Here is a 24,392-nt window from a genome sequence, read left to right as displayed (position 1 = left end):
CGTTTTTTTATCACTCTGCTTTATGGTCTGCGTCGTGATGGTCGTGATGATGTTCTCCTCCGTGCATTTTGCCGGAGCCGCCTACCGCCACGATGTTAAACGGGTGACCTTCCACGCTAATCGCCTTGCCCTCTTTCAGATCGGCGGCGTTCAGCACGTGAATTTTGCTCTGCAGCGGATCGGTGATGAAGATGTTGTCTTCAGCAACCGCAATACGCGGACGCGGATCGTTCCAGTGGCCGTCCATAGAGTACGGCTCGGTCACGCGCACCGATTTAGTAATTTCGCCTTTCAGCACGTCAATCTGATTCAGCTTGCCGTCTTCGGTGAAGACGTAAGCGTATTTCGGGCGTACCGGGTCGACAGCGAAATGCACCCGGCGGGTCGGGAGCTGCACCAGGCGGAAGCTCTGCGCGTCGCTCGGGTCGATGAGCACAATGCGGTCCGGGCCGTAGTTGCCGATGAAGTACTGCATCCCTTTGCCGCCGATAAGCGTCGAGACGCTGCCTTTCGGCAATGCGCTGGAGTAAGGCAGATGACGGATTTCCGGCGTATCGCCTTTCTGGGTCACCAGCAGCAGGCCGGTTTCACAGGAGAGCGCGTAGGTATCGCCGGAGCCGGCCGAGCCGTGCAGGCCAGGACAGGCAATGTCGTTACCGACTTTTTTGCCGTCCAGGCCCACGATGCGCGCGCCAACCGGGCGTTCAGAGGCATCGTCCGGATTGGGGATCGAGACCACAGCATAGTTATCGTACGGTACGGCTACGCCGTGATGCGGCGCAACCACATCCACCTTTTTCGCATCGCTTTTACCGTCCTGCACCGCCGCTTCGCTGTACACCAGGGCGTAGCGCTCGCCGTCAAACCACTGGGCAACCTTCCCCTGGCGCTCAACAAAGTGGCCCGGTTTCTGGCCAGTGAACTGGGTGCTGAGCATTTTTGCTGGATCGACATCAATATCAGCGTGATCGCCGTGATCGTGGAAGGCGATGCCGGAGGCGATAGTGGACACCGTACCGGCGCTGCCCTGTACCGCAAACACCGTCGCGCCGCTTTCGCTGCGATAGAGCGAGGCCGGGCCTTTCACGGTGAAAGTGTTCAGTTTGTCGCCATCAAGGGCATCGATCACGTTGACCACCGGCTTGTCATGATCGGCAACAAACAGACGCCAGGCGGTGACGTCTTCTTCCGCGGCCGTAGCGGAACCGGCTGCGCCCAGCAGGATGGCCGCGATGGACAGCGGTAATAACAGCTTCTTCATGGGGATCTCCATTAGCAAATAGTCCGGGTTAAGGGTTAACGGCGGAATCGGGGGAAGTGCTGGCAGCAACCAGCGCGGACACCAGGGTGCTGGCATTGTGCTGCATCATGTCGATATAGGTGGCAGCCGGGCCTTCAGTGCCGGAAAGCGCATCGGAATAGAGCACACCGGAAACCGGCAACCCGGCTTCGGAGGCAATTTGTTCCACCAGCCGCGGGTTAGAAATGTTCTCGGCGAACACCGCCGCGGCGTGGTTTTTCTTTATCTCGCGCAGAATGCCCGCCACGTCGGCGGCTGAGGCCTCGGACTCGGTTGATACGCCCTGCGGGGATAAAAAGTGGATGCCGTGATCTTCTTCGAAGTAGCGGAAGGCGTTGTGACCCACTACCACGGTGCGGTGCGCGTCGGGAAGGCGGGCGACCTCGCTATCAATTTTTTCTGCCAGCGCCGCCAGCTTTTCGTCGTAGGCGTGAGCGTTGGTCTGGTAGCTGTCGCAGCCAGCCTTATCTGCCGCGCAGAACGCGGCGGTGATGTTTTTCACATACGTGCGGGCATTGGTAATGGATTGCCAGGCGTGAGGGTCGAAGGGGGCCGCGTGAAACACCGCTTTGCCGTTGTAAAAGTGATAGTGACCGCCCGCCGGATCGCGCAGGATCGCCGCGCCTTTACTCACTTCCGTCACCGGCGCAGTGCTTTCGCTGGCCTGAATCAGACGGGTGATAAAGCCCTCAAACTGCAGGCCGTTAATCAGAATGACATCGGCTTTCGCCATCGCAATGGCATCCGCCGGGGAAGGCTCATAGACGTGCGCATCGCTGTCCGGGCCGACGAGGGTGCGTAGCTCGATACGATCCTGACCAATATTCTTCGCCATATCGCCGAGGATAGAAAAGCTGGCGATGACGTTGAGCTTAGCGCTGGCCTGTAGGGGGGCCGTCAGAGCCAGCAGGGCAGCGACCGCAAGCGGCGTGATGATTCTCATGGTGATTTACTCCGTGCGCGCAGGGCGCGTTTTAGAAAAAGCGGGGCGACGGGCATTTTTCACCAGCGCGAGGCCGGTGGAGAGCAGATAGCCCACCCCGCTGGCAAGAATGATGGCCGGGCCGGAAGGCAGCGAATAGTGGTATGAAAACAGCAGGCCGCTGACGCAGGCCGTCATGCCGAGCAGGACCGCAGCGCAGCAGAGGGTGATGACGCGGCGGGTCCAGAAGCGGGCCGTCACCGCCGGAAGGATCATCAGCCCGACGGAGAGCAGCGTGCCCAGCGCCTGATAGCCCGCCACCAGGTTCATCACCACCAGCGCCAGAAACAGGAAGTGGACCGGCGAGCCAAGCTTTGACACGGCGCGCAGGAACAGCGGGTCCAGACATTCGGCGATCAGCGCGCGCCACAGCAGGATCAGCGCGATCAGTGAAATTACCGACACCGAGGCGATCAGCATCAGCGCATCGGCATTCAGCGCCAGTACGGTACCGAACAGCACGTGCATCAGATCGACGCTCGACCCGCGCAGCGAGACGATCAGCACGCCGAGCGCCAGCGAGATGAGGTAAAACGCCGCCATTGAGGCATCTTCTTTTTGCACCGTCAGGCGCGAGACGATCCCGGCGCCGATGGCAACAATCAGGCCTGCCACCAGCCCGCCGAGGGTCATCGGCACGATCTCCAACCCGTAGAGCAGAAAGCCAAATGCCGCCCCCGGCAACACGGCATGGGACATGGCATCGCCCACCAGGCTCATGCGTCTGAGGGTCAGGAATACCCCCACCGGACAGGCGCTGAGCGCCAGCAGCAGTGAGCCCATCAGGGCACGGCGCATAAAGCCGAATTCAACGAAGGGATTGATCAGCACGTCATACAGCCAGGCCATCATCGACCTCCTGCCGCGAATCGCGCCGGCTCATGCTGACAAAACGCGGGCGGCGCCTGACGGGCGCGCATCACCCACTGGGTTTCTCCCCAGGCCACCAGCGTGCCGTTGACCATCAGGGTTTCGGGAAAGTGTCGGCTGACCAGTTCGGGATCGTGGATCACCACGATGACCGTGCGCGCCTGGGCATGCCAGCGTTTTATCAGCTCCAGCATGGCCTGTACCGTGGCGGCATCGATGGCGTTGAACGGCTCATCCAGCAAAATGATGCTGGCATCCTGGACCATCACCCGCGCAAACAGGGCGCGCTGAAACTGGCCGCCGGAGAGGGCGCTGAGCGGTTTTTTTTCCATACCCGCCAGGCCGACCGCGACTAGAGCCTCGGCGATACGCAGACGATCTTCGCGCCGGTGACGGCGCAGCAGACCGCGGTCCTGCCACAGCCCGAGGGATACCAGATCGTACACGTTGGCCGGAAAGCTGCGATCCAGCTCGGAAATCTGCGGCAGGTAAGCGATACGGGCATCCGCCGCGGTGCGGCAGGAACCCGACTGCGGTTGCAGAATGCCGGCGATGCCTTTCAGCAGGGTCGATTTTCCCGAGCCGTTCGGCCCAACCACAGCGGTGAGGGAGCCTGCGCGTACCGAGCCGGTGATCGCGTTCAGGGCCGCATGACCCTCATAGCCCAGCGTCAAGTCTTCAAGGTGTACTGCAATGTCCGTCATCTCATTACGGTCCATAATATTCATTCTTTTCGAAATGTTATAACGTAACATTGCGCAATGTAAACGTATAATACTTACCTCAGCGATAAACGCGTGAGGGCAGAATAAACGAGCCATCCCCGTGGCTTATTTATTGACCAGCCAGCAGGAGCCAATACGATCAATTCCTTTGGTTCATATATTCGTCCTGTCTCGCCAGCAACCACGCGGGCTGACGATGGAAATTCATTTTTTCCCGTTACATGAATCGCTTAAATGTTGCGCTAAAAAGTACTGGATGTTTAACCAGTAAGGCGTATACTATTCGTACTGCCCGTGTGGGTGATGTTGTTAGTGAGTAAGTGGTGAAGCATATGATGATTCCATTTGAAAGCGTGACTTCTCTGGATCCGTCGGTGGCGATGAGTAGCCGTGAAATTGCCACATTGACAGGCGTAACCCACGGTGAGGTGAAGCGCATTATCAAAAGCCTCGAAACCGCGCAGCGTCTGTCGCAGCCGCTCAATGTGCTTGAGTCTGAGCGTGAAGATGACGTGCAGCAGGAGTTTTATCTGAACAAGCGGGATTCACTGCTGGCCGTGGCGCGTCTGTCGCCAGGCTTTACCGCCGCCGCGCTGGATCGCTGGCAGGAGCGGGAGCAGCGCGCCAGTATCCCGGACTTTACCAATCCGGCGGCCGCGGCGCGTGCCTGGGCTGAGCAGTACGAAAAGCGCCAGCGTGCCGAACAGGCGCTGGCACAGACGGCCCCGAAAGCGAACTTCTTTGATCAGTACGTGCAGGTTGAAGAGGCGCTGGGCTTTCGCCAGCTGTGCAAAATGCTGAAGGCGAAAGAGCCGGAGTTCCGCCAGTTCCTGCTTGAGCGCAATATTATGTACCGCCTGAATGGTACCCTGACGCCGCATCGGCACTACATTCAGTCTGGCTACTTTACGCTGCGTTCCGGGGTGGGTGAAAACCTTCACACCTTCTCTCAGGCGCGTTTTACCGCGCGCGGCGTGAAGTGGGTGGCAGGCCTTTGGGCGACGCACCTGGCCGCGCGGCCAAACGGCGCTGCCGCCTGATGCGCGGCGGTGTTATCGACAGGGCGCAGCGTTCAGCGTAGCCTGCGCCCGGTGCCCAGCGGAAGGGCACTTTCAGTGTTATTTCTCCTCGCCTTCGGCCTGTTCCGCGCCTTCCTTATCAGCCTCGCTGTCATTACCCAGCGTGAAGTTGATAATGTCCGACACTTTCATGTTCGAAGCCTGATCCAGCTTCTCCTGCGCGGTTGCCAGATGGCCGTCCACTTTCTGCTGCACGGTATCGGCGATGCCGTTATCCAGTGCCGCCTGCGCCTCTTTACCGGCGTTTTCCGCCGAAGTCACCAGATCCTGCGTTGCCGCATCGGCTTTCTCTTTCATTTCGCCAGCCTGCTGGGTCACTTCATCCAGCGTTGCCTGCGCTTTCTCTTTGGTCGCATCGTCGCAGGCGCTCAGCAGCACGGTGGCGGCCAGCAGCGCGATAAGGGTACGTTTTTTCATAGGAAACCTGTCAGTAAGGAAATCGCAATAGCCAGTGGGTGCGACGTAAAGGCGTGCGCAACCGTACTGTTTAGTGCTGTTACCCTACCTCAGGTTCCCTTTCGGAACGTATTGGAAGGTAAATAAATTAAAAGACTCACCCCGTGCTGTGGTATCCAGTGCTATGGGCAAACGCCACGCCGTGTTCACCACAGCTCGTCGAAAAGTAGCGCAGCGAAGGGGGAGTATTTATCCAATTGAGCCATAAATTATGATGGAAATATCAATCGTAGGAATAATTTAATAATACGCGAGTCTATTTGTGGACATAATAGTCATGGATTTTTTATCGCTAATGCTAAATAATCTTCGTGTTTAAAATTCTAATGATTTTCTGCGATTTGTTTATTATTGCTAACAACAGTAAATACATTTCCGGGAAGAATTATTGAAGCATATTATTGCAGCCGATATTATTTTCGCTATAACAAGAATGTGGCGGCGCCAGACGATACGACGTGTTGCTTTATCCAGCGCATTGCCTGTGTACGATTCTCTTGGTCTGCGTCACAGGAATTGTAAATTACCCTTAATTACATCAGTAAAAATATGAAAAAAAAACTCTGTGCTTGCATATATCTGCTTGCGCCCGTGCTTAATTGTTGGGCCGCTGACGCAGTGACGGTTAATGTTACCGGGAATATATTAGCTGCTCCCTGCGAGCTTAATGGTGGTCAGGACAGCCTGAGCGTAAATCTGGGGGATATTAGCGCCTCGAAGCTACAGGAGCCTGCGTCGTTCTCTGACTGGGTAAGTTTTAGCATTACATTAGATAAATGTCCGGCGGGTACCACGAAGGCAACTATCAATTTCAGTGGTACTGCTGACAGCGCCCACCCCGATGATATGTATATAAATACCGGAACGGCTACGAGCGTAGCGATTCAGTTGCAGGGCGCCGGGGGCGAGGGATTCGGAAATGGGCAAAGTTACACCTACACCGTCCATGAAGGAACAAACCCTTCCTATGCGCTGCGTACCCGCGTCTATTCAGATAAGGGGGGAGCCACATCCGGCACCGTTATTGCGGCCGTAACCGCTACGATGACCTATCAGTAACGCTGCACTCTCTTGATAACGAAACGGCTCCTGACGGGGCCATTTTGCTGTACGCATGTCCTCCCTGAAGACTGATACTCTCTCTTAATCCCTGATAACACTTGACCAGCATGAAAACGAGTGGAATGATACTGTTATGTTATAACATAACTAATGATTATCATGATTAAACACCTTGCTTCATTCGCCCTCTGCGCTGCGGCGCTTTTTCCCACGTTCAGCCAGGCAAAATACCAGCCGGTAACAATCGATAACTGCGGCGTCACTACCACCTGGCAAACGCCGCCCCAGCGCGTGGTCACCATCGGGCAGCACGAAACCGAGCTGCTGCTGGCACTGGGGCTGGAAAAAAACATCGTCGGCACTGCGGTATGGTTTGGCGCACTGCCGCCGTCGCTGCAGAGCGCCGGCAAAGGCTTAACGCGCCTGGCGGAAAACGCCCCCGGTTTTGAGGCAGTGGTCGCGCAGCGTCCGGATCTGGTGGCCGCGCAGTACACCTATCACGTTGGAGAGCAGGGCGAAGTGGCAACGCGCCAGCAGTTTGCCGGCCTCGGGATCAATACCTGGATAGCGCCGGCGGACTGCGTGGGCAAATCCCTGACCGCCGGATCGAATGGCGATGGCGGGCGCGATAAGCCCTTTACGCTCGATCTGATCTATCAGGAGATTGACGCGCTGGGGAAAATTTTTGGCGTTACGGATCGCGCGAGCGCCCTGGCAGCGACGCTGCGCAACCGGGTGGCGCAGGCGCAGCACACCGCCCGCGACGCGCTGAAGCACAACGCGCAGGGGAACGTGGTGTTCTGGTTTTCCAGTACCCGTCTCAATGGCGACCCGTGGGTAGCGGGCAGCGCCGGTGCGCCGGGCTGGATCGCCCGCACGCTCGGCCTGACTAACATCATTGACACCGCTGAAGAGTGGCCGGCGGTGAGCTGGGAAACCATCGCCCGCCGCGATCCGGATTACATCGTGCTGGCCAGCATGGCGCGACGCCTCTATCCGGCAGATGACGTTGAACAGAAGCTGGCGTTCCTGCGCAGCGACCCGGTGACCCGGGAGATGACGGCGGTGAAACGTAATCGCATCATCGTGGTCCCGGCAATGTCGCTCAACCCCTCGCTGCGCAACGTGGACGCCGTGGAAGCCATTAGCCAGCGCATTGCTGCGTTTCATACCGGCTCGTGATGCACGCCGCGTCGCTTAAAACCAGCGTGCTCACGCTGGGAAGCCTGGTGTCGCTCGGTCTGCTGATGGTACTCGCCGCCTCGGTCGGCGACGTGGCGCTCCCGTTCAGCCGCACCCTGAAGGCCATCGCCAATGGCATGGGCGTGGGCGACTATCCGCTACCGCCTCTGGAGCAGGGCATCATCTGGCAGTACCGCATGAGCCGGGCGCTGATGGCGGCGTGCAGCGGCGCGGGGCTGGCGCTGTGCGGGGTGATCCTGCAGGCGTTGCTGCGTAACCCGCTGGCGGAGCCGTATCTGCTCGGGATCTCGGCTGGCGCTTCCACCGGGGCGGTGCTGGTGATGCTGCTCGGCGTGGGCGGCGGCATGTTGACCGTCTCCGGCGGGGCGTTCCTCGGGGCGTGCAGCGCGTTCCTGTTGATTATGCTGCTGGCCAGAGGCGTCGGGCGCGACACCGGACGCATTATCCTTGCCGGGATCGCTGGCACCCAGCTGTTCAACGCCCTGACGGCGTGGATTGTCAGCACCTCCGCCAATGCCGAGCAGTCGCGCAGCGTGATGTTCTGGCTGCTCGGCAGCCTGAGCAGCGTGCGCTGGCCGGACGCACTGCTGGCAGCGGGGCTGATCGGCCCGGCCTTTTTACTGCTGCTGGGCTTCGCGCGACGGCTCGATACCCTGGCGCTCGGGGAAGAGATTGCCGCGACGCTCGGCACACGCATCACCCTGCTGCGCGTGGTGCTGCTCGGCATCACCGCCGCGATTACCGCCGTGCTGGTAAGCATGATCGGTGCCGTGGGCTTTGTCGGGCTGGTTATTCCGCACGCCGCACGGTTTCTGGTTGGCCCGCACCACCTGAAGCTGCTGCCCGCTGCAGCGCTCATCGGCGCGCAGTTTATGATGCTGGCGGACGTGCTGTCGCGCATTCTCATCGCGCATCAGGTGTTGCCGATCGGGGTAGTGACCGCGCTGGTGGGTGCCCCGGCGTTTGCCGTCATTCTCTATCGCAACAAGGGGAGATCTTCATGAGGATCAGCGCTGAACAGCTCAACGTCACCATCAACCAGACCGAGATCCTGCACGACATCAGCATTACCGTGCCGTTTGGCCGACGCATCGGGCTGCTGGGGCCGAACGGTTCCGGAAAATCGACCCTGCTGCGTGCGCTGGCAGGGTTGATCCCCGGCGCACGTGCGCAGGTCTTTATCAATGATGCACCGCTGAACACGCTGAGTGCCGGCTGGCTGTCGCGCCGCGTGGCGCTGGTAACGCAGCATCTGGCGCTGGATGCTGATCTTAGCGTGGAAGAAGTGGTGCGGCTCGGGCGCACCCCGTACCGCGGTGCGTTTTCCCCGTGGCGGAGTGAAGATCGGCAGGCGGTTGAGCAGGCGCTGAGCGACACCCGGCTCGACGGCCTGCGCCACAAGCGCTGGCACCAGCTCTCCGGCGGGCAACAGCAGCGCTGCGCCATTGCCCGGGCGCTGGCCCAGCAGCCCGCGATTTTGCTGCTGGATGAGCCAACCAACCACCTTGATATCCGGCATCAGCTGGAGCTGATGGCGCTTATTGGCAGTCTGCCGATGACCACCATCGTGGCGCTGCACGATCTTAATCTGGCAGCCAACTACTGCGACGAACTGCTGCTGCTCAATCACGGTGAGGTGGTGGCCGCCGGAAACGCCGGGGCGGTATTAACCCCGGCGCACATTCGTGACGTTTACGGGGTAGACGTCTCCATCGCGCGCAGCCCGCATACCGGGTATCACATCGCCTGGCATCACCAGGCAGCCACACCACGGCTCAAGCTGACGGGTTAACCACGCGCCATCACGGCGCGGTGATGATTAGTCGATCAGGCCGTTTTCATCGTAGAACGGCCACGGGCCATCGTACTGGCCGAGCGGCAGGTAATGGGTGCTTACACCGTGCGCACGACTCCAGCGGTGCAGCAGCATCCCGGGCGGCTCCAGCACAAAGTGCGCCGGGCCATCGGGGGTGAAATCCGGGGCCACCTGGTGTGAGGTGCCGGGCGCGGTGCAGACCACCACCCCGGCCAGCTGCGCCACCATAAAGCGATGCACGTGCCCGCACAGCACGCGCTCCACCTGCGGAGCGTTGATCAGCACCCGCGCCAGCCTGCCGTCATCGCGCAGGTTCTGGCGATCCATATGATCGATGCCGCTGATGAAGGGATGATGGTGCAGCATCAGGATCGTCGGGGTATCCGGCGCGGCGGCCAGCTGCTCCCTGAGCCAGGCGGCGCGGGCATCACACAGCTCACCCCAGGGCTTTTCCGGCACCGTGGAGTCAAGGCCAATCAGGCGTACCGGGAAGTCATCCACCGTCCAGTTGATAAATTCCCCCGCGACGGGCAGCCAGGGCTTGTCGGCAAAGGCGCGGCGAAATGCGGCGCGGTCATCATGGTTACCCGGAATGGCGAACCACGGCAGCGTCAGTGTATCGAGCAGCGCCCGCACTTCAGCATACTCCTCGTCCTTGCCAAAATCGGTCAGATCGCCGGTGATCGCTACCGCGTCAGGGGCCGGACGCAGGGCATTCAGCTGCGCGATGCAGTTTTTCAGTGCCCCCAGGGTATCGACTTTTTTATAGGACAGGCGTCCGGCGGTTTTAATGTGCAGGTCGCTTATCTGCGCCAGCACAAATGCATTGTTCAAACGGCAACTCCTCAGGAGGGGGATGAAATATCAAACAGGCTGTGCGGGCTGGCGTGTAAGCCAACCTGCTGGCCGGGGCTCCAGCGCTCGCGCGCCGGGCAGTCAACCTGCACATCGCGGCCAGGGGCCAGCTCAACCCGCACGCGCTGGCTCTGACCAAAGAAGGTGCTGTGCAGTACGCGGCCTTCCAGCAATGCACCGCCGAGCTCGCCGAGGTGAATATCCTCGGGGCGGCAGTAGAATTCGCCGCCAGGCAACGTCAGACGATTTACCGTGCCCACAAAGTCCGCCACGAAGGGGGTTGCCGGATGGTGGTAGATCTCACGCGGGGTGCCGATCTGCTCAATCTGGCCGTGGCGCATCACCGCAATGCGGTCGCCCAGCGCCATCGCTTCCTGCTGATCGTGGGTGACATACACCGCAGTGATGCCGAGCGTGCCGAGCAGCGTGCCGATATCCTCGCGCAGCTTGTCGCGCAGACGCGCATCCAGCGCGGCCAGTGGCTCATCAAACAGCAGCACCTTTGGTCGCGCCGCCAGGGCGCGGGCCAGCGACACGCGCTGCTTTTGCCCGCCGGAGAGCGCCTGCACCGGACGGTCGGCGAAACTACTCAGGTCCACCATCTCCAGCATCTCGCCAACGCGCTGGCGTATCTCGCTCTCCGGCAGGCGCTGAATGCGCAGGCCATAGCCGACGTTCTGCGCCACGTTGAGGTTGGGAAACAGCGCATAGTTCTGGAACACCATCCCGACGTTGCGTTTCTCAATCGGCAGGGCGGTGACGTTGCGCTCGTCGAACCAGACGCTCCCGCCGGGATCGCAGCGCTCCAGCCCGCTGATAATGCGCAGCGTGGTGGTTTTGCCGCAGCCTGACGGGCCGAGCAGTACCAGGGTTTCGCCTGGCTCAACGGTGAGATCCAGCGGATGCAGCGCGGTATGGTCGCGCCCGAAGGTGCGTGCGCACTGGCGCAGGCGGATAGATACGGGAAGCGTCATGAAGTGCTCTCTTTGTTACGGCGGCGCGGGCGGCTTATCAGGTGCATCGCCAGCAGCAGCGGAATGATCATCACTAAAAACAGCGTGGTATAGGCGGAGCCGATTTCGAGACGCATTGAGGCGTAGCTGTCCGCCAGGCCTACCGGCAGGGTTTTGGTCAGCGGCGTGTGCAGCATCCAGGTAATGTTGAACTCGCCAATCGACAGGGTGATCACCATAAACGCCCCGGCCAGCACGCCGCTGAGGCAGTTCGGCACCACCACGGTGAGAAACCGCTTCAGGGTGCCGGCCCCGAGGCTGGCCGCGGCTTCTTCCATAGAACGAACATCAATGGCTTTCATCACCGCCAGCACCGGGCGCACCATAAACGGCAGGGTGAACAGCACGTGGCCGATGAGGATAAACACCCAACTGCTGCGCAGCCCCTGCACGCCGCCGTAAACCAGCAGCAGCCCCAGCGCCGTCGCCAGCCCCGGGATCGCCACGGGCAGCATCAGGCACTCTTCAATCCAGCCCGCCAGCCGCGACGGGCTTTTCAGCAGCGCCCAGGCAGCGGGCACGCCAATCACCACGGTACAAACCAGGCACGCCAGCGCGATGCCGAGCGACAGCCAGAAGGTCGGGGCGTAGAGCGCCCAGACTTCGTCGATCCAGCGCAGCGTCAGGCCGCTTTTCAGGCCAACGAAGTAGTTTTCGGTAAAGCCCGCCAGCACCGACATACCGATAGGTACCAGCAGGAACAGGCATACCAGCAGGGTCAGCCCCAGCTGGAGCGAAAATAACAGCGGACGATTCACAGCGTGCTCCCCACGGTTGTGCCGGAGAAACGGCGCGCCAGCAGCAGCGCTCCCCAGGTAACCAGCCCCATGATCACCGACAGCGCCGCGGCGGTGGCGAAGTTGGCATAGTTGGTGAATTCGCCGTAAATAGTCAGCGGCAGCACGGTCAGTTCGGTGCCAAGCGTAAAGGCGGTGCCGAACGCCCCCATGCTGGTGGCAAAGCAGATGGCGCAGCTGGAGAGCAGGGCCGGCGCGAGGCCGGGAACGATCACGTCGCGCACGATGCGCCAGTTGCCGGCACCCAGCGAACGGGCCGCTTCCTCAAGGCTGCGGTCGAGCTTTTCGCAGGCGGCGACCAGCGTCATCACCACGCGCGGGATGGAAAAGTAGAGGTAACCCAGAAACAGGCCACCGAGGCTGTAGGCGAAGGTCCAGCGATCGCCGGTCAGGGCGGCACCGAGCTGAGAAAACAGCCCCTGCCGCCCGCCAAGCATAATGATAAGAAAGCCTACCACTACGCCGGGGAAGGCCAGCGGGAAGGTGAGCAGCGCCAGCAGCAGCCCTTTGCCGGGCACCGCATGGCGCGCCAGAAAACAGGCCACCACCGCAGAGACAGCCACCGCCGCCACCGACACGGCGGCCGACAGCAGCAGGGTGATCCCGAGACTTTCCAGATAGCGCGGGTTAGCCAGCACCGTCCAGTAGGCGTTCTGCTGCGAACTGCTGTCCGGCATCGTGCCGAGCACCACCAGCCAGCCAAACGGGATAAGCCAGAAAGCGACAAACACCGTCAGCGCCGGGACGAACGCGAACAGCACTGCACGCGGCAGCGGGTTGCGCATCCGGCGGGGTGGTCGCCCCCCTTCACGGGTGGGCGACGCGGCACTCTGCCAGGACAACGACATTACTTCACCTCGCTCAGGTACTGCGCCGAGAAGGCTTTCTGCGCATCAGCCATCTGCTGATAGTTAACGGTGCGGGCGCGGGCGTAATCGCTGTCCGGCAGGAACTGCGCTTTGGCCTGCTCAGACATGGCGCTCTCGCGCACCGGGCGCAGCCAGGCGTTCGCCCAGATTGCCTGACCGTGATCGGACAGCACGTAGTCGATCACTTTTTTCCCTTCCGCCGCGTGCGGTGCGTTCTTCACCAGGCTAATTACATAAGGCACCTTGATGCTGCCCTCTTTCGGGATCACAAACGCGATGTTGGCTTTATCTTTGTACTTCGCACGGTAAGCGTTGAAGTCGTAATCCAGCAGGATCGGGATCTCGCCTGACAGCACGCGCGCGTAGGCGGTCTGCTTCGGCACGATCGGGCTGTTTTTACTCAGTTGCTTAAAGTAATTGATGCCCGGTGTGAAGTCGTTGAGCGTCCCGCCTTTGGCGAGGTTCGCCGCGGTGGCGGCTGCGTAGCCAACGAAGGCGCTGGCCGGATCGAGATAGCCCACCATGCCTTTGTACTCGGGCTTCAGCAGATCGTCCCACGATTGCGGCACCGGCGCGCCGTTCAGGGCATCGACGTTAACCATAAAGCCGATGGTGCCGGAGTGCAGCGCCACCCATTTGCCTTCCGGATCTTTCATGTCAGCCGGAATGCTGTCCCAGCCCGCCAGTTTATAGCTGTCCAGCACCTCAGACTTTGCCGCCTGAATGCCGAAGGTAATGCCGAGATAGACCACATCAGCAACCGGCTGCGCTTTTTCGGCGACGATCTGCGCCAGCGCCTGGCCGGAATTTTTGTTGTCCTGCGGCACCACAATGCCGGTATCTTTGGCGATCGCTTTCAGCTGCGTTCCCCAGTCGGCCCACTCCGGCGGGCAGTTGTAGCAGATGGCGGACGCGGCCTGCGCCTGGGACGACAGCAGAACGGCGCTGGCGAGGCACAGTGAAGCAATAGTGGACTTTTTCATGGTGTTTCCCTGGTGTTGGTCAAACATCAAAAGCGCGCCGGAGCGATGCTCTCACCGCGGCGCAGCGTAAAATCAAGAATGCGTGAAGGGGTTTCCACGCCCTGAATCAGGTTCATCAGGCTCTCCATGGCGATGGCACCCAGCTCCCGCTGCGGCTGTACAACCGAGCACAGCGCCGGGCAGACCATCTCCCCCAGCGCAATGCCGTCAAAACCGACCACCGAAATCTGTTCCGGTACCGCATAGCCCAGCCGCTGCAGGCTGCCAATGGCGCTGAGCGCCAGCAGATCGTTGGAGCAGAGCAGGGCAGTGAGCGCATGCTCAGCGAGCAGCGCAGCGAGGCGACCGGCGTCAATCCGGGTGTGGTGCGCCATCTCCATCAGCGGCAGCGGCATCAGCCCGGCATCACGCATCGCCCCGCAATAGCCCTGATAGCGCAGCTGCGCGCGGTCAGATTGCTGTACCGGCCCGGCGATCATGCCGATGCGGATATGACCCAGCGTCAGCAACTGTTGTGTCGCATGCTGCATAGCGCGCTGGTTATCGACGCTGATGGTGATGAAGTTTGTCGCGCTGGGGTTATGCACCAGCACCGCTGGCAGCGGCTCCTGCTCCAGCAGCGCAAGGCAGGCGCTGTGCCGGGCGTCGGCTACCGTCAGCACCAGACCATCCACCCGCTGACGCAGCAGGTTTTCCAGCACGGCGGATTCGCGCCGGGTGTCGTAATCGGTGGTGGCGACCATCAGCGCATAGCCGTGTTCACGCGCCAGATGTTCCATCCCCTGTAACTGCTCGCTGAAGACCGGGTTACTGAGGGTCGGCAACATCACGCCGATAATGCGCGTTGACTGGGTGCGCAACTGGCGTGCCACGTAGTTGGGGCGAAAACCGAGGCTTTCGGAGGCAGCAAACACTTTGTTGCGCGTTGCTTCCCGCACTTTGTCCGGCTCAGAAAAGGCCCGGGCGGCAGTGGCGCGGGAGACGCCGGCAAGACGGGCAACGCTCAGTAAATCGGTCATGCGCTCTCTCGTTATCAGGAATGAGATCGATCTCATTTGCGGCTTATCCTGCGCGGCGCACATGTCAGCCCGATGACGGGAAGATGACGAAAGTATGTCGAAAAGCACCTAAAAATATTTCGGCTTGCCTTGATGATTGAACGCGTTACTATTTTGTAAGTAATTGATGAGTAATGGCTGTTTATTTGACACTGACAGGGAGAGAGTAATGAAGCTTCATATCTACGAACACTGTCCGTTCTGCGTACGCGGGCAAATGATTTTCGGTCTGAAAAATATCCCGTTCGAAAAAGTCATCATCATGGAGGGCGACGCTGAGACGCCAACCCGTATGGTCGGGCGCAAAATGGTGCCCATCCTTGAAAAAGACGACGGCAGCTTTATGGGCGAAAGCATGGATATCGTGAAGTACGTCGATGGCCTTAGCGGCGAGCGTATTACCGATGCGCCGGTCGATCCGCAGATTGAGGCCTGGGCCAAAGCCGCCACCGGCCCGCTGTTTAAGCTGGCGATCCCGCGCTTTACCCAGGGCGAATTTCCTGAGCTGGCTACGCCAGACGCCCGTGCCGCCTATCTGGCGCGGGAAGAAAAAGCCTTCGGCAGCATGAAAACCCTGATGGCCAGCACGCCGGAGTTGCTGGACGAGATGAACCAGAAGTTGCGCGAGCTGGAGCCGCTGGTGGCGGACCGCGAGCAGATCGATACCAGCGACTTCATCCTGTTCCCGCTGCTGCGTTCGCTGAGCATCGTCAAAGGTATTGAATTTGGCCCTTCGGTAACGGGCTATACCGTCAATATGGCGGTGCAGTCGAAGGTGTCACTGCTATCCGATCAGGCCCGCTAACGCCGGGCTAACCACTATCCCTTTCATCATCTGGAGAACATCATGACCGTACCTGTTGTTGCAATTTTTGTTGTCAAACCTGGCGCCGAACAGACCGTTGAAGCGATGTTTCGCGCGGTGATTGATACCACGCTGACGGAAGAAGGGTGCATCAGCTACCAGCTGAACCGCGACAGTGAAAACCCGCGTCGCTTCGTCTGGACCGAAGAGTGGCAGAGCCGCGAGCTGCTGCAAAAGCACATCGAGGCGCCGCACATCGCCACGCTGTTTGCCGAACTGCCGCAGTATATCGAAAGCTCAGACATCATCGCGCTGGAGAAAATGGCGGGTGGTGCGGCGAAGTAAGAATAATGGCTCCTGCGGGGGCCATTAACTCTTGCTAAGAGAAATAGCAGCGTCATCACGCTGATCTGTCATATACTTCATGCACGTTTTCATGATACCCAGGGGGAGCAGCGCTATGCGTGCCAGAAAAAAGACGACAAGTTACATCCAGCCCTCTCGTGAACGGTTGATACGAAGCGTAGTAACCTCGACCGCTATCGAAACCGAACAGTCACCTGAACAGGTGAAAACGACGCTTGATGCGCTGCGTGATAAATTAGCTCATTTACGACTGGCAAATTAATCGTTTCGTATTGCTCATTTACTAATTCTTCCATCAAACCATATTCCATATTCATGCCTGCATGAATGGCAGTGATGTACTGATCTTTCTTTTTCTCCCATGCATGGTAATCGAGGGGCGCAAAACCGGCCTGCACAGCCATAACATCTGCCACGAGACGAGCCAGACGACCATTACCTTCCCTGAATGGATGAATAATAATGAGTTCAACGTGCACAGCAGCGATTGCTCTAATGGTTTGTTCCCGGGTCATACCAGAGCATGGCGTGTATTTAGCGAGAAACTGATTCTCGAATCCGCGAAGAAGGAACGGCAAGCGGGCAGCGGCAGCAAAAAGAAAATTACTCTTACTGAGATTTACCGTCCGTATTTTTCCAGCCCATGTATAAATATTCCCTAACCATTGAAGATGCCATCTTTTAAGCAAAGCTATGGTTATTTTTCCACGTGGGAAGTGCTGTTCAAACACATGTACATAAAGTTTTTCCAGCAAAATGAGTTCTACCCCGTTAATCTCCTCAGCATCAATGATATTAAGTTTATTGGCTAACACATGCGCTTGTTCATCGAAGGTAAAATATCCTTCATCGTTGGTGATGCGATATTTGCTCACAGACATTCCCTTTGTCATCAGGCCAGACGGCTGAGCGTTAAGGCTATTACGTGCTGTAAGCGGGAACATTGATTATTATCAGGATGAAGGAGCATGGTAATGCTGGTTAACGAGCAGGTTGCAGGGGCCGTTATAGCCCCTGAAATACAAATGTATTATTCAATAAACGCGCTAACCGGCAGGTCAAACCGTTTCGCCAGCGCCTGCATGTGTTTTAACGTCAATGTCCGATCGCCTTTCAGAATACGGCTTACCAGCGATTTTTTACCGATCTCATTTTCGAAATCGCTTTGGGTCAGTTGATATTGATCCATCAGGGTACGCAGCAGTGCAACACCTGCCGGGATTGCCGCGGTGCGTGCATTGAACGCCGCAAATTCTGGTGCCGTTCGTTCATATCTGTCTATTCGGGCACTCAGCATCTCGACCAGCGGGCTGTCCGGTTCGTACTCAATCAGATACTCAATAAGCAGCAGCGCATCTTCATAATCTTTTCGTCCGGGACTGCTACCCAGTATGGGAACAATCTTTACCAGACTGTTTGCCGCCTCGATTGCTTCTGCATAACTCATTCTCTGTTTCTCCGGTAAAAATCGGTCAGCCGGTCATACTCTGCGTGGCTGGAAATATGCTTTATAAAAATTCTGGCCCGTTCAAAATCAGCGAAGAACATGATCCTGAGATGGCCGCCACCGACATTGATTACCCACCACTTTGCCCGATATTTCATCCTGTCCAGGCTGGGAAAACGTTTCTTCATCTCATCCGGTGAGGTATAGCACTCCCGTTTGAGCGTGCGATAAACATCATCAAGCGCTGCTGCCTGGCCAGGAAACAAGCGGGTAGCCGCCTCGAACGGTGCTCGTGAAACAATGTGCATCCCTCACCTCTGACGTTTCCATTATGGAAACAGGATAGCGCAGAGCTGAAGAGTTGACAATATGGAAACCGCAAAGGCCGCGCGCGTAAAAAAGGCGCCCGCAGGCGCCTTCTGGTGAATCTTATTTCGTGAACGCCTTACAGCTTCTGCAGAAACGCCAGCAGGTCGTTGTTCAGCTGATCCTGATGGGTAACGGCAAAGCCGTGCGGTGCGTTGTCGTAGACTTTCAGCTCGGCACCGGAAATCAGTTCGGCGGAAAGCTTACCGGTGGCCTCGAACGGGACGATCTGGTCGTTGCTGCCGTGGATCACCAGCGTAGGAACATCAACCTTCGCCACGTCGACGCGGAAGTCGGTTTCTGAGAACGCGGTGACGCAGTCGAGCGTACCCTTCAGCGAAGCCAGCAGCGCGATGTTCAGCGTCTGGGTCAGCGTGCCTTCAGATACCGACTGGCCCGCGTTCAGACCAAAGAACGGGGTCGCGAAGTCGCTGATGAACTGGGCGCGATCTTTACGCAACCCGTCCTTGATGCCGTCGAACACACTCTTATCGACACCCTGCGGATGATCGTCGGTTTTACCGAAGATCGGCGTTACCGCGCCCAGCAGCGCCAGGCCAGCCACGCGGGCGGTGCCGTACGTGCCGATATAACGGGTCACGTCGCCGCCGCCCATGGAGAAGCCCACCAGCGTCACGTCCTGCAGATCCAGATGGGTAATCAGGTCGTTGATGTCGGAGGCGAAGGTGTCGTAGTTGTAGCCTTCCCACGGCTGATCGGAGCGACCAAAGCCGCGGCGGTCAAAAGCGATCGCACGGTAGCCGCGCTCCGCCAGGAAGTTCATCTGGCTGTCCCACATATCGCCATCCAGCGGCCAGCCGTGGCTGAACAGAACCGGTTTGCCTGAACCCCAGTCTTTGTAATAAATCTGCGTGCCGTCTTTAGCTTTGAACGTACTCATAATGCGCTGCACTCCTCTGTGGTTGTCTGTAAACACTTAGCAGGTGATTCACTCCGGCGCGACCAGGTGGCGCACAATCGGAGTTGCTTCACCCCGCTGAAACGCTCTGACGCGACTCTGGATCACATAGTCATTTTCGGTGTGGCGCTCGTGCTGGCGCAGGTGCTCAATCCACGATCCCACGACAAAGGTTTCCACGAAGGTGCCGGGCTGCTGGATATCTTCGTACACCGACCAGGTCATGGCACCGCCGCGGCGGCGTACCCGGCGCAGCTCCTGAATCGCCGCGATAAATGCCGGCGCCTGCTGTGGATCAATCTGATATTCAATCGCCACCATCACCGGGCCACGCTCGTGCGCCACCGCCAGCTCTGCCGCACCCGCTTCAACGTGACTGTCGAGATTCAGCTCGGGATCTTTATCCAGCCGCCAGCGCAGCACCGTGGCGCTGGCCAGCACCATGCCGCCCGCGGCCAGGCACAGCGAGAGCGGAATAGAGAACAGCGCCGCCAGCTGGCCCCAGACCGCGCTGCCCAGCGTCATCGAGCCGAAAAATACCGTCAGGTAGACCGCCAGCGCGCGGGCTTTCACCCAGCGTGCAGCGCTGCGCTGCGCCCCTACATTGAGCGTGGAGAGCACCGAAATCCACGCCGTGCCGGTGAAAAACTCCAGCGCGGTCAGCAGCCAGAAGTGGCGCACAAACGCCAGCGCCAGCATGGTGAGGGCAAACAGCAGGCTCGCCAGCACCATCAGGCGATCCGGGTTGAGCTTCGCCCGCAGCCGCGGGAGCAGCATCGCACCGCAGATCGCCCCCAGACCAATCGACGCCAGCATAATGCCGTATTCGCCCGGCCCTAACCCCAGCTCGCGGCGTGCTACCAGCGGCAGCAGCGCCCAGCCAGCGCTGGCGAACAGGAAGAACGCCACGGTACGCACCAGCACGTTGCGCAGCACCGGGGCAGCATGGACGTAGCGCAGCCCGGCACGCACTGCGGAGAAGAAGTGTTCCGGCGGCAGCTTCTGCACGCTCGGCTCGGCCTTCCAGCGCCAGAGCACAATCCCGACGCCCAGCACTGACAGGGCGTTAAGCAGGAACACCACCCAGGGGCCAGCGAACGACAGGATCAACCCGCCGAGCGCCGGGCCGATGGCGCGGCTGATGTTGATGCCCAGCGAGTTCAGGGCAATCGCCGGGGCCAGCTCCTTCTTGCTCACCAGATCCGGCACGATGGCCTGGAACGGCGGCGAGCTCATGGCCGCGCCGGTGCTGAGCAGGAAGGTGGAGATCAGCAGCACCAGCGGCGTGACCTGGCCGGTCAGCGCCAGCGCGCTCAACCCGATGGCCACGATAAACATCCACAGCTGGGAGAAGAGCAGATAGCGGCGGCGATCGATAATGTCCGCCATCACGCCGGAGGGCAGGGCGAACAGGAACATCGGCAGGCTGCTGGCGGCCTGCACCAGCGCCACCCACAGCGGATTGGGGCTGAGCGACAGCATCATCCAGCTGGTGCCGACATCGCTCATCCACGAGCCGATGTTAGACACCACGGTGGCGATCCACAGCATGCGGAACACCGGCGCGCGCAGCGGACTCCAGGTTGAGCTGGTGGGAGCCGGTGGCGCGATTTCCTGCGGTACGCGGCTGAAGCTTTCATCGGCGTTGGTCATGCGCGGCCTCCGGTACGGATGCGCCAGCGGCCAGGACCGCACAGCGCAATAGTGATGAAGATAATCAGCAGCAGCCAGCCAAACTGCCCTTCGGCGATGCTCCAGCCGGGATGCACTGCCAGCATCGCCACCAGCAGCACAAGGATGATCGGCAGGCAGGCGAGGCGGGTGAACACGCCCAGGGCAATCAACACCGGGCAGATGACCTCCGCCAGAATCGCCCCCAGCAGGCTGACGTGCGGCCCGAAGCCAAACGGATCTTCAATGCGCGTCAGCTCGGCGCTGTAGTGCAGCACTTTCGGCAGACCGTGCACGTAGAACAGCAGCAGCGCGCCGGTGATGCGCAGGAAAAACAGCCCCGGATCGAGCAGGGGCGGAACGGCGTTAAGGGTATGGGTTTTCATAGCATCAGAACGCAAAGCAGCTGCAGCCGAGCGCGCCCCAGAAGGCGTTATCGTCTGAGACCGGAACATCGGAGCGACGCGCCACATCATGGGAGTGCTGGTGGACGCCACACGGGCCGCTGCAGTGGTGAACCTGTGCCATACCGACGCGGGCTGCCTGCGGCGGTGCGCTACGGTAGTGACCCGGCACGTTGACCACCGGCGACCAGTCCGGCAGCACCGGAATTGACGGCGGCGCCAGCGGGCCGAAGGTGCCGGCGGCGTAGACGATCTCGCCGTCCACAATGGTCAGCACGGATTCGATGCCTTTGATCTCCTCTTCCGGTACGCGGAAGTAGTCTTTCGACAGGATCACCATATCCGCCAGCTGGCCCGCTTTGATCAGGCCTTTCTTGCCCTGCTCGCTGGAGAACCAGGCGCTGCCGTGCGTCCAGAGTTGCAGGGCGGTATCGCGGTCGAGACGGGCATTGACGTCATACATCTGCATGCCGCCGACGGTGCGACCGGAAACCAGCCAGTAGAGCGCGGTCCACGGGTTATAGCTGGCGACGCGGGTGGCATCGGTGCCCAGGCCCACCGGAACCCCGGCCTCAAGCATTTTCGCTACCGGCGGCGTGTGGCGCGTAGCATCAATGCCGTAACGCTCGGCGAAGTATTCGCCCTGGAACGCCATACGGTGCTGCACGGCAATGCCGCCGCCCAGCGCTTTCACGCGTTCGATGTTGGCTTCGGTGATAGTTTCCGCATGGTCAAAGAACCAGTGCAGGCCGTTGAACGGGATCTCGCGGTTCACCTTCTCAAACACATCGAGCATGCGGCTGATAGATTCGTTGTAGGTCGCGTGCAGGCGGAACGGCCAGCGGTGCTCAACCAGATGGCGCACCACGCGTTCCAGCTCATCTTCCATCCCCGGGGCCAGATCCGGACGCGGCTCCAGGAAGTCTTCAAAGTCGGCGGCAGAGAACACCAGCATCTCGCCCGCGCCGTTGTGGCGATAGAAATCGCTGCCCTGGCCCGGCGTCAGCATGTCGGTCCACTTCTCAAAATCTTCCAGCTCGTGACCGGGACGCTGGGTAAACAGGTTGTAGGCGATACGAATGGTAAGCTGCTTTTTCGCATGCAGCTCGCTGATCACTTCGTAATCGTCCGGGTAGTTCTGGAAACCGCCGCCGGCGTCGATGGCGCTGGTCAGACCCAGCCGGTTCAGCTCACGCATGAACTGGCGCGTGGAGTTCACCTGCTGCTCTAGCGGCAGCTTCGGCCCTTTGGCCAGCGTCGAATAGAGGATCATGGCGTTCGGACGGGCAATCAGCATGCCGGTCGGGTTACCGTTGCCGTCGCGCTGGATCTCACCGCCTGGCGGGTTCGGGGTATCTTTGGTGTAACCCACCACGCGTAGCGCGGCGCGGTTGAGCAGGGCGCGGTCGTACAGGTGCAGGATAAATACCGGCGTGTCCGGGGCGGCCTCGTTGATCTCATCCAGCGTCGGCATACGGCGTTCGGCAAACTGGAATTCGCTCCAGCCGCCGACCACGCGCACCCACTGCGGGGATGGGGTGCGCAGCGCCTGCTCTTTCAGCATCCGCAGCGCGTCTGCCAGCGACGGAACACCTTCCCAGCGCAGTTCGAGGTTGTAGTTAAGGCCGCCGCGGATCAGGTGCAGGTGCGAGTCATTCAGGCCGGGAATAGCGGTATGGCCCTTCAGATCCACCACCTGAGTGCCTTCATCATGATGCTGCATCACTTCGGCGACGCTGCCGACTTCCAGGAATTTGCCGTCGCGGATCGCCGCGGCTTCCGCCAGCGGGTTTTCGCGGTCGAGGGTATGAAACGCGCCGTTAATCAGTATTAACTCGGCTTTATTGAGCGAAACCATAAATCTCTCCAGAACGAGGATGTCCGGTACAGGGACAAGCGTGAGGGCCACACAGCGAGCATGGCGCAGGCGATGGAGCGGATTATGGTCAGTGCGGGAAAAGGGCGTCTAGTTATACATAGAGATAATAGTTTCGCGTTCCAGGGCAGCCTAACATGCCTGCAGACCGGGGTTGTGACCCCTTTTTCGGCTCGCCAGACTGTGCTGGCGATGTTGTGCTTTTTACCTCATTGGATACCATCATGACTGACTCTAAACTTGACCTTCTGACACCCGATAACTGTCAAATCATCTTTATCGACCATCAGCCGCAAATGGCATTCGGCGTGCAGTCTATTGACCGCCAGGTGTTAAAAAACAACACCGTCGCGCTGGCGAAAGCCGCGAAAGTGTTCAACATCCCGACCATCATCACCACCGTTGAAACCGAAAGCTTCTCCGGCAATACCTATCCGGAGCTGCTGGACGTGTTCCCGACCCACGACATTCTGGAGCGTACCTCCATGAACTCCTGGGACGACCAGAAAGTGCGTGACGCGCTGAAAGCCACCGGTAAGAAAAAAGTGGTGGTTGCCGGTCTGTGGACCGAAGTGTGCAACAACAGCTTCTCCCTGTGCGCTATCGCTGAAGGCGACTACGAAATTTATATGGTGGCGGATGCGTCCGGCGGCACCTCAAAAGAAGCGCATGATTTCGCCATGCAGCGCATGATTCAGGTGGGCGTAATCCCGGTAACCTGGCAGCAGGTGATGCTGGAGTGGCAGCGTGACTGGGCACACCGTGACACCTACGACGCGGTGATGAACATCGTGAAAGAGCACTCCGGTGCGTACGGCATGGGCGTTGATTACGCCTACACCATGGTGCACAAAGCTCCGGCCCGCAGCAAAGGCGAGCACCGCACGCTGGCACCGGTACCGGCACGCTAATCCCCTGGCCGGCCGGATACCCCGGTCGGCTTTTTTCACCTACAGAGGAAAGGCTATGAGCGCCTTTTTGATCTCCTCCGCAGCCGGCGTGCTGATTGGTATGGTTTACGCCCTGCTGAACGTGCGCTCTCCCGCACCGCCCGCCATTGCCCTGATCGGCCTGCTTGGCATCCTGATTGGCGAACAGCTGACCAGCCGTTTTCTCGCGCACGCCGCCGCGACGTTTGCTTTCCTGCACTGATGGCCCGCTGCGGCGCGGCAATAGATATATTCTCTGGACACCCGTGGGGTAAATGTGATGAAACCATATGTCGTTTCACTGATAACCGGCGTGCTGGCGGGCGCGATTTACGCCCTGCTGCAGGTACACTCTCCTGCGCCGCCGGTGATTGCGTTATGTGGCCTGCTGGGCATGCTGGTCGGCGAGCAGCTGATTCCGCTGATCCGCCGCCTGAGGGCAGGCCAGCCCGTCACCCTGACGTGGTTTCGTCATGAGTGCGTACCGAAAATTAGCGGGACACCGCCGCCCGATGCCGATAACAACGCACAGGTGAAGTAG

The 24,392-nt window shown here is 59.6% G+C and carries 28 protein-coding genes; 10 read left to right on the top strand and 18 right to left on the bottom strand.

The annotated features are described in order from the left end of the window. Positions 1-10: 10 nt before the first annotated feature. Genes aztD through aztA form a run of 4 tightly spaced genes read right to left on the bottom strand, consistent with a single transcriptional unit; the run spans position 11 to position 3,856 of the window. Entirely contained in the window at positions 11-1,261 is a 1,251-nt protein-coding gene (aztD, locus tag KFZ77_RS15415) for a zinc metallochaperone AztD (protein ID WP_264384687.1), read from the bottom strand. A 28-nt stretch (positions 1,262-1,289) separates the two neighbouring features. Next, positions 1,290-2,243: a zinc ABC transporter substrate-binding protein AztC gene (aztC, locus tag KFZ77_RS15410; protein WP_264384686.1), complete on the bottom strand. Its 954-nt coding sequence runs from the start codon at positions 2,241-2,243 to the stop codon at positions 1,290-1,292. A 6-nt stretch (positions 2,244-2,249) separates the two neighbouring features. Further along, positions 2,250-3,131 (bottom strand): zinc ABC transporter permease AztB, encoded by an 882-nt coding sequence (gene aztB / locus KFZ77_RS15405; protein ID WP_264386203.1) that lies wholly within the window; start codon positions 3,129-3,131, stop codon positions 2,250-2,252. Next, on the bottom strand, positions 3,131-3,856 hold the full coding sequence (gene aztA, locus KFZ77_RS15400) for a zinc ABC transporter ATP-binding protein AztA (RefSeq protein ID WP_264384685.1): 726 nt from the start codon (positions 3,854-3,856) through the stop codon (positions 3,131-3,133). The genes aztB and aztA overlap by 1 nt, the downstream gene beginning before the upstream one ends. A 353-nt stretch (positions 3,857-4,209) precedes the next feature. Here aztA and KFZ77_RS15395 point away from each other — a divergent pair, with 353 nt between their 5' ends. Continuing rightward, positions 4,210-4,917, top strand: a complete 708-nt coding sequence (locus KFZ77_RS15395; RefSeq protein ID WP_031522952.1) for a phage antirepressor KilAC domain-containing protein — start codon at positions 4,210-4,212, stop codon at positions 4,915-4,917. A gap of 78 nt (positions 4,918-4,995) precedes the next feature. Here KFZ77_RS15395 and KFZ77_RS15390 read toward each other — a convergent pair whose 3' ends face one another. Continuing rightward, complete coding sequence (locus KFZ77_RS15390) at positions 4,996-5,373, bottom strand: hypothetical protein (RefSeq protein WP_031522954.1); 378 nt, start codon at positions 5,371-5,373, stop codon at positions 4,996-4,998. 588 nt (positions 5,374-5,961) lie between these two features. Here KFZ77_RS15390 and KFZ77_RS15385 point away from each other — a divergent pair. From KFZ77_RS15385 to KFZ77_RS15370, 4 genes are all read left to right on the top strand, one after another. Then, entirely contained in the window at positions 5,962-6,471 is a 510-nt protein-coding gene (locus KFZ77_RS15385) for a fimbrial protein (RefSeq protein WP_264384684.1), read from the top strand. Between the two features lie 162 nt (positions 6,472-6,633). After that, positions 6,634-7,656 carry an ABC transporter substrate-binding protein gene (locus KFZ77_RS15380; protein ID WP_264384683.1) on the top strand — a complete coding sequence of 341 codons (1,023 nt, stop codon included), beginning with the start codon at positions 6,634-6,636 and terminating at the stop codon, positions 7,654-7,656. Next, positions 7,656-8,681, top strand: coding sequence for a FecCD family ABC transporter permease (locus KFZ77_RS15375; RefSeq protein ID WP_035891360.1), 1,026 nt, complete (start codon positions 7,656-7,658; stop codon positions 8,679-8,681). Before KFZ77_RS15380 ends, KFZ77_RS15375 begins: the two co-directional genes overlap by 1 nt. Continuing rightward, on the top strand, positions 8,678-9,469 hold the full coding sequence (locus KFZ77_RS15370; protein WP_035891362.1) for an ABC transporter ATP-binding protein: 792 nt from the start codon (positions 8,678-8,680) through the stop codon (positions 9,467-9,469). Before KFZ77_RS15375 ends, KFZ77_RS15370 begins: the two co-directional genes overlap by 4 nt. Before the next feature lie 27 nt (positions 9,470-9,496). Here KFZ77_RS15370 and KFZ77_RS15365 read toward each other — a convergent pair whose 3' ends face one another. The 6 genes from KFZ77_RS15365 to KFZ77_RS15340 are packed head-to-tail and all read right to left on the bottom strand — an operon-like array spanning position 9,497 to position 15,029. Next, positions 9,497-10,327 carry a phosphodiesterase gene (locus KFZ77_RS15365; protein ID WP_264384682.1) on the bottom strand — a complete coding sequence of 277 codons (831 nt, stop codon included), beginning with the start codon at positions 10,325-10,327 and terminating at the stop codon, positions 9,497-9,499. Between the two features lie 11 nt (positions 10,328-10,338). Next, positions 10,339-11,322, bottom strand: coding sequence for an ABC transporter ATP-binding protein (locus KFZ77_RS15360; RefSeq protein WP_031522974.1), 984 nt, complete (start codon positions 11,320-11,322; stop codon positions 10,339-10,341). After that, positions 11,319-12,119: an ABC transporter permease gene (locus KFZ77_RS15355; RefSeq protein WP_264384681.1), complete on the bottom strand. Its 801-nt coding sequence runs from the start codon at positions 12,117-12,119 to the stop codon at positions 11,319-11,321. Before KFZ77_RS15355 ends, KFZ77_RS15360 begins: the two co-directional genes overlap by 4 nt. Then, positions 12,116-13,006, bottom strand: coding sequence for an ABC transporter permease (locus tag KFZ77_RS15350; protein WP_390901297.1), 891 nt, complete (start codon positions 13,004-13,006; stop codon positions 12,116-12,118). Before KFZ77_RS15350 ends, KFZ77_RS15355 begins: the two co-directional genes overlap by 4 nt. After that, positions 13,006-14,010, bottom strand: coding sequence for an ABC transporter substrate-binding protein (locus KFZ77_RS15345; protein WP_264384680.1), 1,005 nt, complete (start codon positions 14,008-14,010; stop codon positions 13,006-13,008). The genes KFZ77_RS15350 and KFZ77_RS15345 overlap by 1 nt, the downstream gene beginning before the upstream one ends. Before the next feature lie 26 nt (positions 14,011-14,036). Then, complete coding sequence (locus KFZ77_RS15340) at positions 14,037-15,029, bottom strand: LacI family DNA-binding transcriptional regulator (RefSeq protein ID WP_264384679.1); 993 nt, start codon at positions 15,027-15,029, stop codon at positions 14,037-14,039. Positions 15,030-15,237: 208 nt separating this feature from the next. Here KFZ77_RS15340 and grxB point away from each other — a divergent pair, with 208 nt between their 5' ends. Both grxB and KFZ77_RS15330 read left to right on the top strand, forming a co-directional pair. Continuing rightward, entirely contained in the window at positions 15,238-15,873 is a 636-nt protein-coding gene (gene grxB / locus KFZ77_RS15335; RefSeq protein WP_264384678.1) for a glutaredoxin 2, read from the top strand. 42 nt (positions 15,874-15,915) lie between these two features. Further along, positions 15,916-16,218, top strand: a complete 303-nt coding sequence (locus KFZ77_RS15330; protein WP_264384677.1) for a putative quinol monooxygenase — start codon at positions 15,916-15,918, stop codon at positions 16,216-16,218. 194 nt (positions 16,219-16,412) lie between these two features. On the opposite strand, the gene KFZ77_RS15325 is transcribed toward KFZ77_RS15330, so the two are convergent. From KFZ77_RS15325 to KFZ77_RS15295, 7 genes are all read right to left on the bottom strand, one after another. Further along, positions 16,413-17,114, bottom strand: coding sequence for a Fic/DOC family protein (locus KFZ77_RS15325; protein ID WP_264384676.1), 702 nt, complete (start codon positions 17,112-17,114; stop codon positions 16,413-16,415). 155 nt (positions 17,115-17,269) lie between these two features. After that, entirely contained in the window at positions 17,270-17,686 is a 417-nt protein-coding gene (locus KFZ77_RS15320) for a helix-turn-helix domain-containing protein (protein WP_264384675.1), read from the bottom strand. After that, positions 17,683-17,994: a type II toxin-antitoxin system HigB family toxin gene (locus KFZ77_RS15315; protein ID WP_264384674.1), complete on the bottom strand. Its 312-nt coding sequence runs from the start codon at positions 17,992-17,994 to the stop codon at positions 17,683-17,685. Before KFZ77_RS15315 ends, KFZ77_RS15320 begins: the two co-directional genes overlap by 4 nt. Before the next feature lie 137 nt (positions 17,995-18,131). Further along, on the bottom strand, positions 18,132-18,953 hold the full coding sequence (locus KFZ77_RS15310) for an alpha/beta fold hydrolase (protein WP_264384673.1): 822 nt from the start codon (positions 18,951-18,953) through the stop codon (positions 18,132-18,134). A 48-nt stretch (positions 18,954-19,001) separates the two neighbouring features. Then, the gene (locus KFZ77_RS15305) at positions 19,002-20,624 is read right to left on the bottom strand and encodes an MFS transporter (protein WP_264384672.1); all 1,623 of its coding nucleotides are present in this window, start codon (positions 20,622-20,624) and stop codon (positions 19,002-19,004) included. Continuing rightward, positions 20,621-21,028 carry a DoxX family protein gene (locus KFZ77_RS15300; protein ID WP_264384671.1) on the bottom strand — a complete coding sequence of 136 codons (408 nt, stop codon included), beginning with the start codon at positions 21,026-21,028 and terminating at the stop codon, positions 20,621-20,623. Before KFZ77_RS15300 ends, KFZ77_RS15305 begins: the two co-directional genes overlap by 4 nt. Positions 21,029-21,032: 4 nt before the next feature. Beyond that, positions 21,033-22,904 (bottom strand): amidohydrolase, encoded by a 1,872-nt coding sequence (locus tag KFZ77_RS15295; RefSeq protein ID WP_264384670.1) that lies wholly within the window; start codon positions 22,902-22,904, stop codon positions 21,033-21,035. A 242-nt stretch (positions 22,905-23,146) separates the two neighbouring features. Here KFZ77_RS15295 and KFZ77_RS15290 point away from each other — a divergent pair, with 242 nt between their 5' ends. The 3 genes from KFZ77_RS15290 to KFZ77_RS15280 are packed head-to-tail and all read left to right on the top strand — an operon-like array spanning position 23,147 to position 24,392. Next, positions 23,147-23,833, top strand: coding sequence for a hydrolase (locus KFZ77_RS15290; protein WP_024547872.1), 687 nt, complete (start codon positions 23,147-23,149; stop codon positions 23,831-23,833). Between the two features lie 55 nt (positions 23,834-23,888). Next, the gene (locus KFZ77_RS15285; protein ID WP_264384669.1) at positions 23,889-24,074 is read left to right on the top strand and encodes a XapX domain-containing protein; all 186 of its coding nucleotides are present in this window, start codon (positions 23,889-23,891) and stop codon (positions 24,072-24,074) included. 57 nt (positions 24,075-24,131) lie between these two features. Then, positions 24,132-24,392, top strand: coding sequence for a XapX domain-containing protein (locus KFZ77_RS15280; protein WP_264384668.1), 261 nt, complete (start codon positions 24,132-24,134; stop codon positions 24,390-24,392).

The sequence above is a fragment of the Siccibacter colletis genome (genome assembly GCF_025914095.1).
Taxonomy (GTDB): Bacteria; Pseudomonadota; Gammaproteobacteria; order Enterobacterales; family Enterobacteriaceae; genus Siccibacter; species Siccibacter colletis.
This window is presented reverse-complemented; position numbering and strand designations above follow the sequence as displayed.

Coding starts and splice junctions, on each gene's coding strand:
- KFZ77_RS15290 (WP_024547872.1), top strand. CDS start 23,147: ATGACTGACTCTAAACTTGACCTTCTGACACCCGATAACTGTCAAATC.
- aztB (WP_264386203.1), bottom strand. CDS start 3,131: ATGGCCTGGCTGTATGACGTGCTGATCAATCCCTTCGTTGAATTCGGC.
- KFZ77_RS15310 (WP_264384673.1), bottom strand. CDS start 18,953: ATGAGTACGTTCAAAGCTAAAGACGGCACGCAGATTTATTACAAAGAC.
- KFZ77_RS15375 (WP_035891360.1), top strand. CDS start 7,656: ATGCACGCCGCGTCGCTTAAAACCAGCGTGCTCACGCTGGGAAGCCTG.
- KFZ77_RS15390 (WP_031522954.1), bottom strand. CDS start 5,373: ATGAAAAAACGTACCCTTATCGCGCTGCTGGCCGCCACCGTGCTGCTG.
- KFZ77_RS15305 (WP_264384672.1), bottom strand. CDS start 20,624: ATGACCAACGCCGATGAAAGCTTCAGCCGCGTACCGCAGGAAATCGCG.
- KFZ77_RS15340 (WP_264384679.1), bottom strand. CDS start 15,029: ATGACCGATTTACTGAGCGTTGCCCGTCTTGCCGGCGTCTCCCGCGCC.
- KFZ77_RS15330 (WP_264384677.1), top strand. CDS start 15,916: ATGACCGTACCTGTTGTTGCAATTTTTGTTGTCAAACCTGGCGCCGAA.
- KFZ77_RS15350 (WP_390901297.1), bottom strand. CDS start 13,006: ATGTCGTTGTCCTGGCAGAGTGCCGCGTCGCCCACCCGTGAAGGGGGG.
- KFZ77_RS15285 (WP_264384669.1), top strand. CDS start 23,889: ATGAGCGCCTTTTTGATCTCCTCCGCAGCCGGCGTGCTGATTGGTATG.
- KFZ77_RS15295 (WP_264384670.1), bottom strand. CDS start 22,904: ATGGTTTCGCTCAATAAAGCCGAGTTAATACTGATTAACGGCGCGTTT.
- grxB (WP_264384678.1), top strand. CDS start 15,238: ATGAAGCTTCATATCTACGAACACTGTCCGTTCTGCGTACGCGGGCAA.
- aztD (WP_264384687.1), bottom strand. CDS start 1,261: ATGAAGAAGCTGTTATTACCGCTGTCCATCGCGGCCATCCTGCTGGGC.
- aztC (WP_264384686.1), bottom strand. CDS start 2,243: ATGAGAATCATCACGCCGCTTGCGGTCGCTGCCCTGCTGGCTCTGACG.
- aztA (WP_264384685.1), bottom strand. CDS start 3,856: ATGACGGACATTGCAGTACACCTTGAAGACTTGACGCTGGGCTATGAG.
- KFZ77_RS15380 (WP_264384683.1), top strand. CDS start 6,634: ATGATTAAACACCTTGCTTCATTCGCCCTCTGCGCTGCGGCGCTTTTT.
- KFZ77_RS15345 (WP_264384680.1), bottom strand. CDS start 14,010: ATGAAAAAGTCCACTATTGCTTCACTGTGCCTCGCCAGCGCCGTTCTG.
- KFZ77_RS15300 (WP_264384671.1), bottom strand. CDS start 21,028: ATGAAAACCCATACCCTTAACGCCGTTCCGCCCCTGCTCGATCCGGGG.
- KFZ77_RS15360 (WP_031522974.1), bottom strand. CDS start 11,322: ATGACGCTTCCCGTATCTATCCGCCTGCGCCAGTGCGCACGCACCTTC.
- KFZ77_RS15395 (WP_031522952.1), top strand. CDS start 4,210: ATGATGATTCCATTTGAAAGCGTGACTTCTCTGGATCCGTCGGTGGCG.
- KFZ77_RS15370 (WP_035891362.1), top strand. CDS start 8,678: ATGAGGATCAGCGCTGAACAGCTCAACGTCACCATCAACCAGACCGAG.
- KFZ77_RS15385 (WP_264384684.1), top strand. CDS start 5,962: ATGAAAAAAAAACTCTGTGCTTGCATATATCTGCTTGCGCCCGTGCTT.
- KFZ77_RS15315 (WP_264384674.1), bottom strand. CDS start 17,994: ATGCACATTGTTTCACGAGCACCGTTCGAGGCGGCTACCCGCTTGTTT.
- KFZ77_RS15320 (WP_264384675.1), bottom strand. CDS start 17,686: ATGAGTTATGCAGAAGCAATCGAGGCGGCAAACAGTCTGGTAAAGATT.
- KFZ77_RS15280 (WP_264384668.1), top strand. CDS start 24,132: ATGAAACCATATGTCGTTTCACTGATAACCGGCGTGCTGGCGGGCGCG.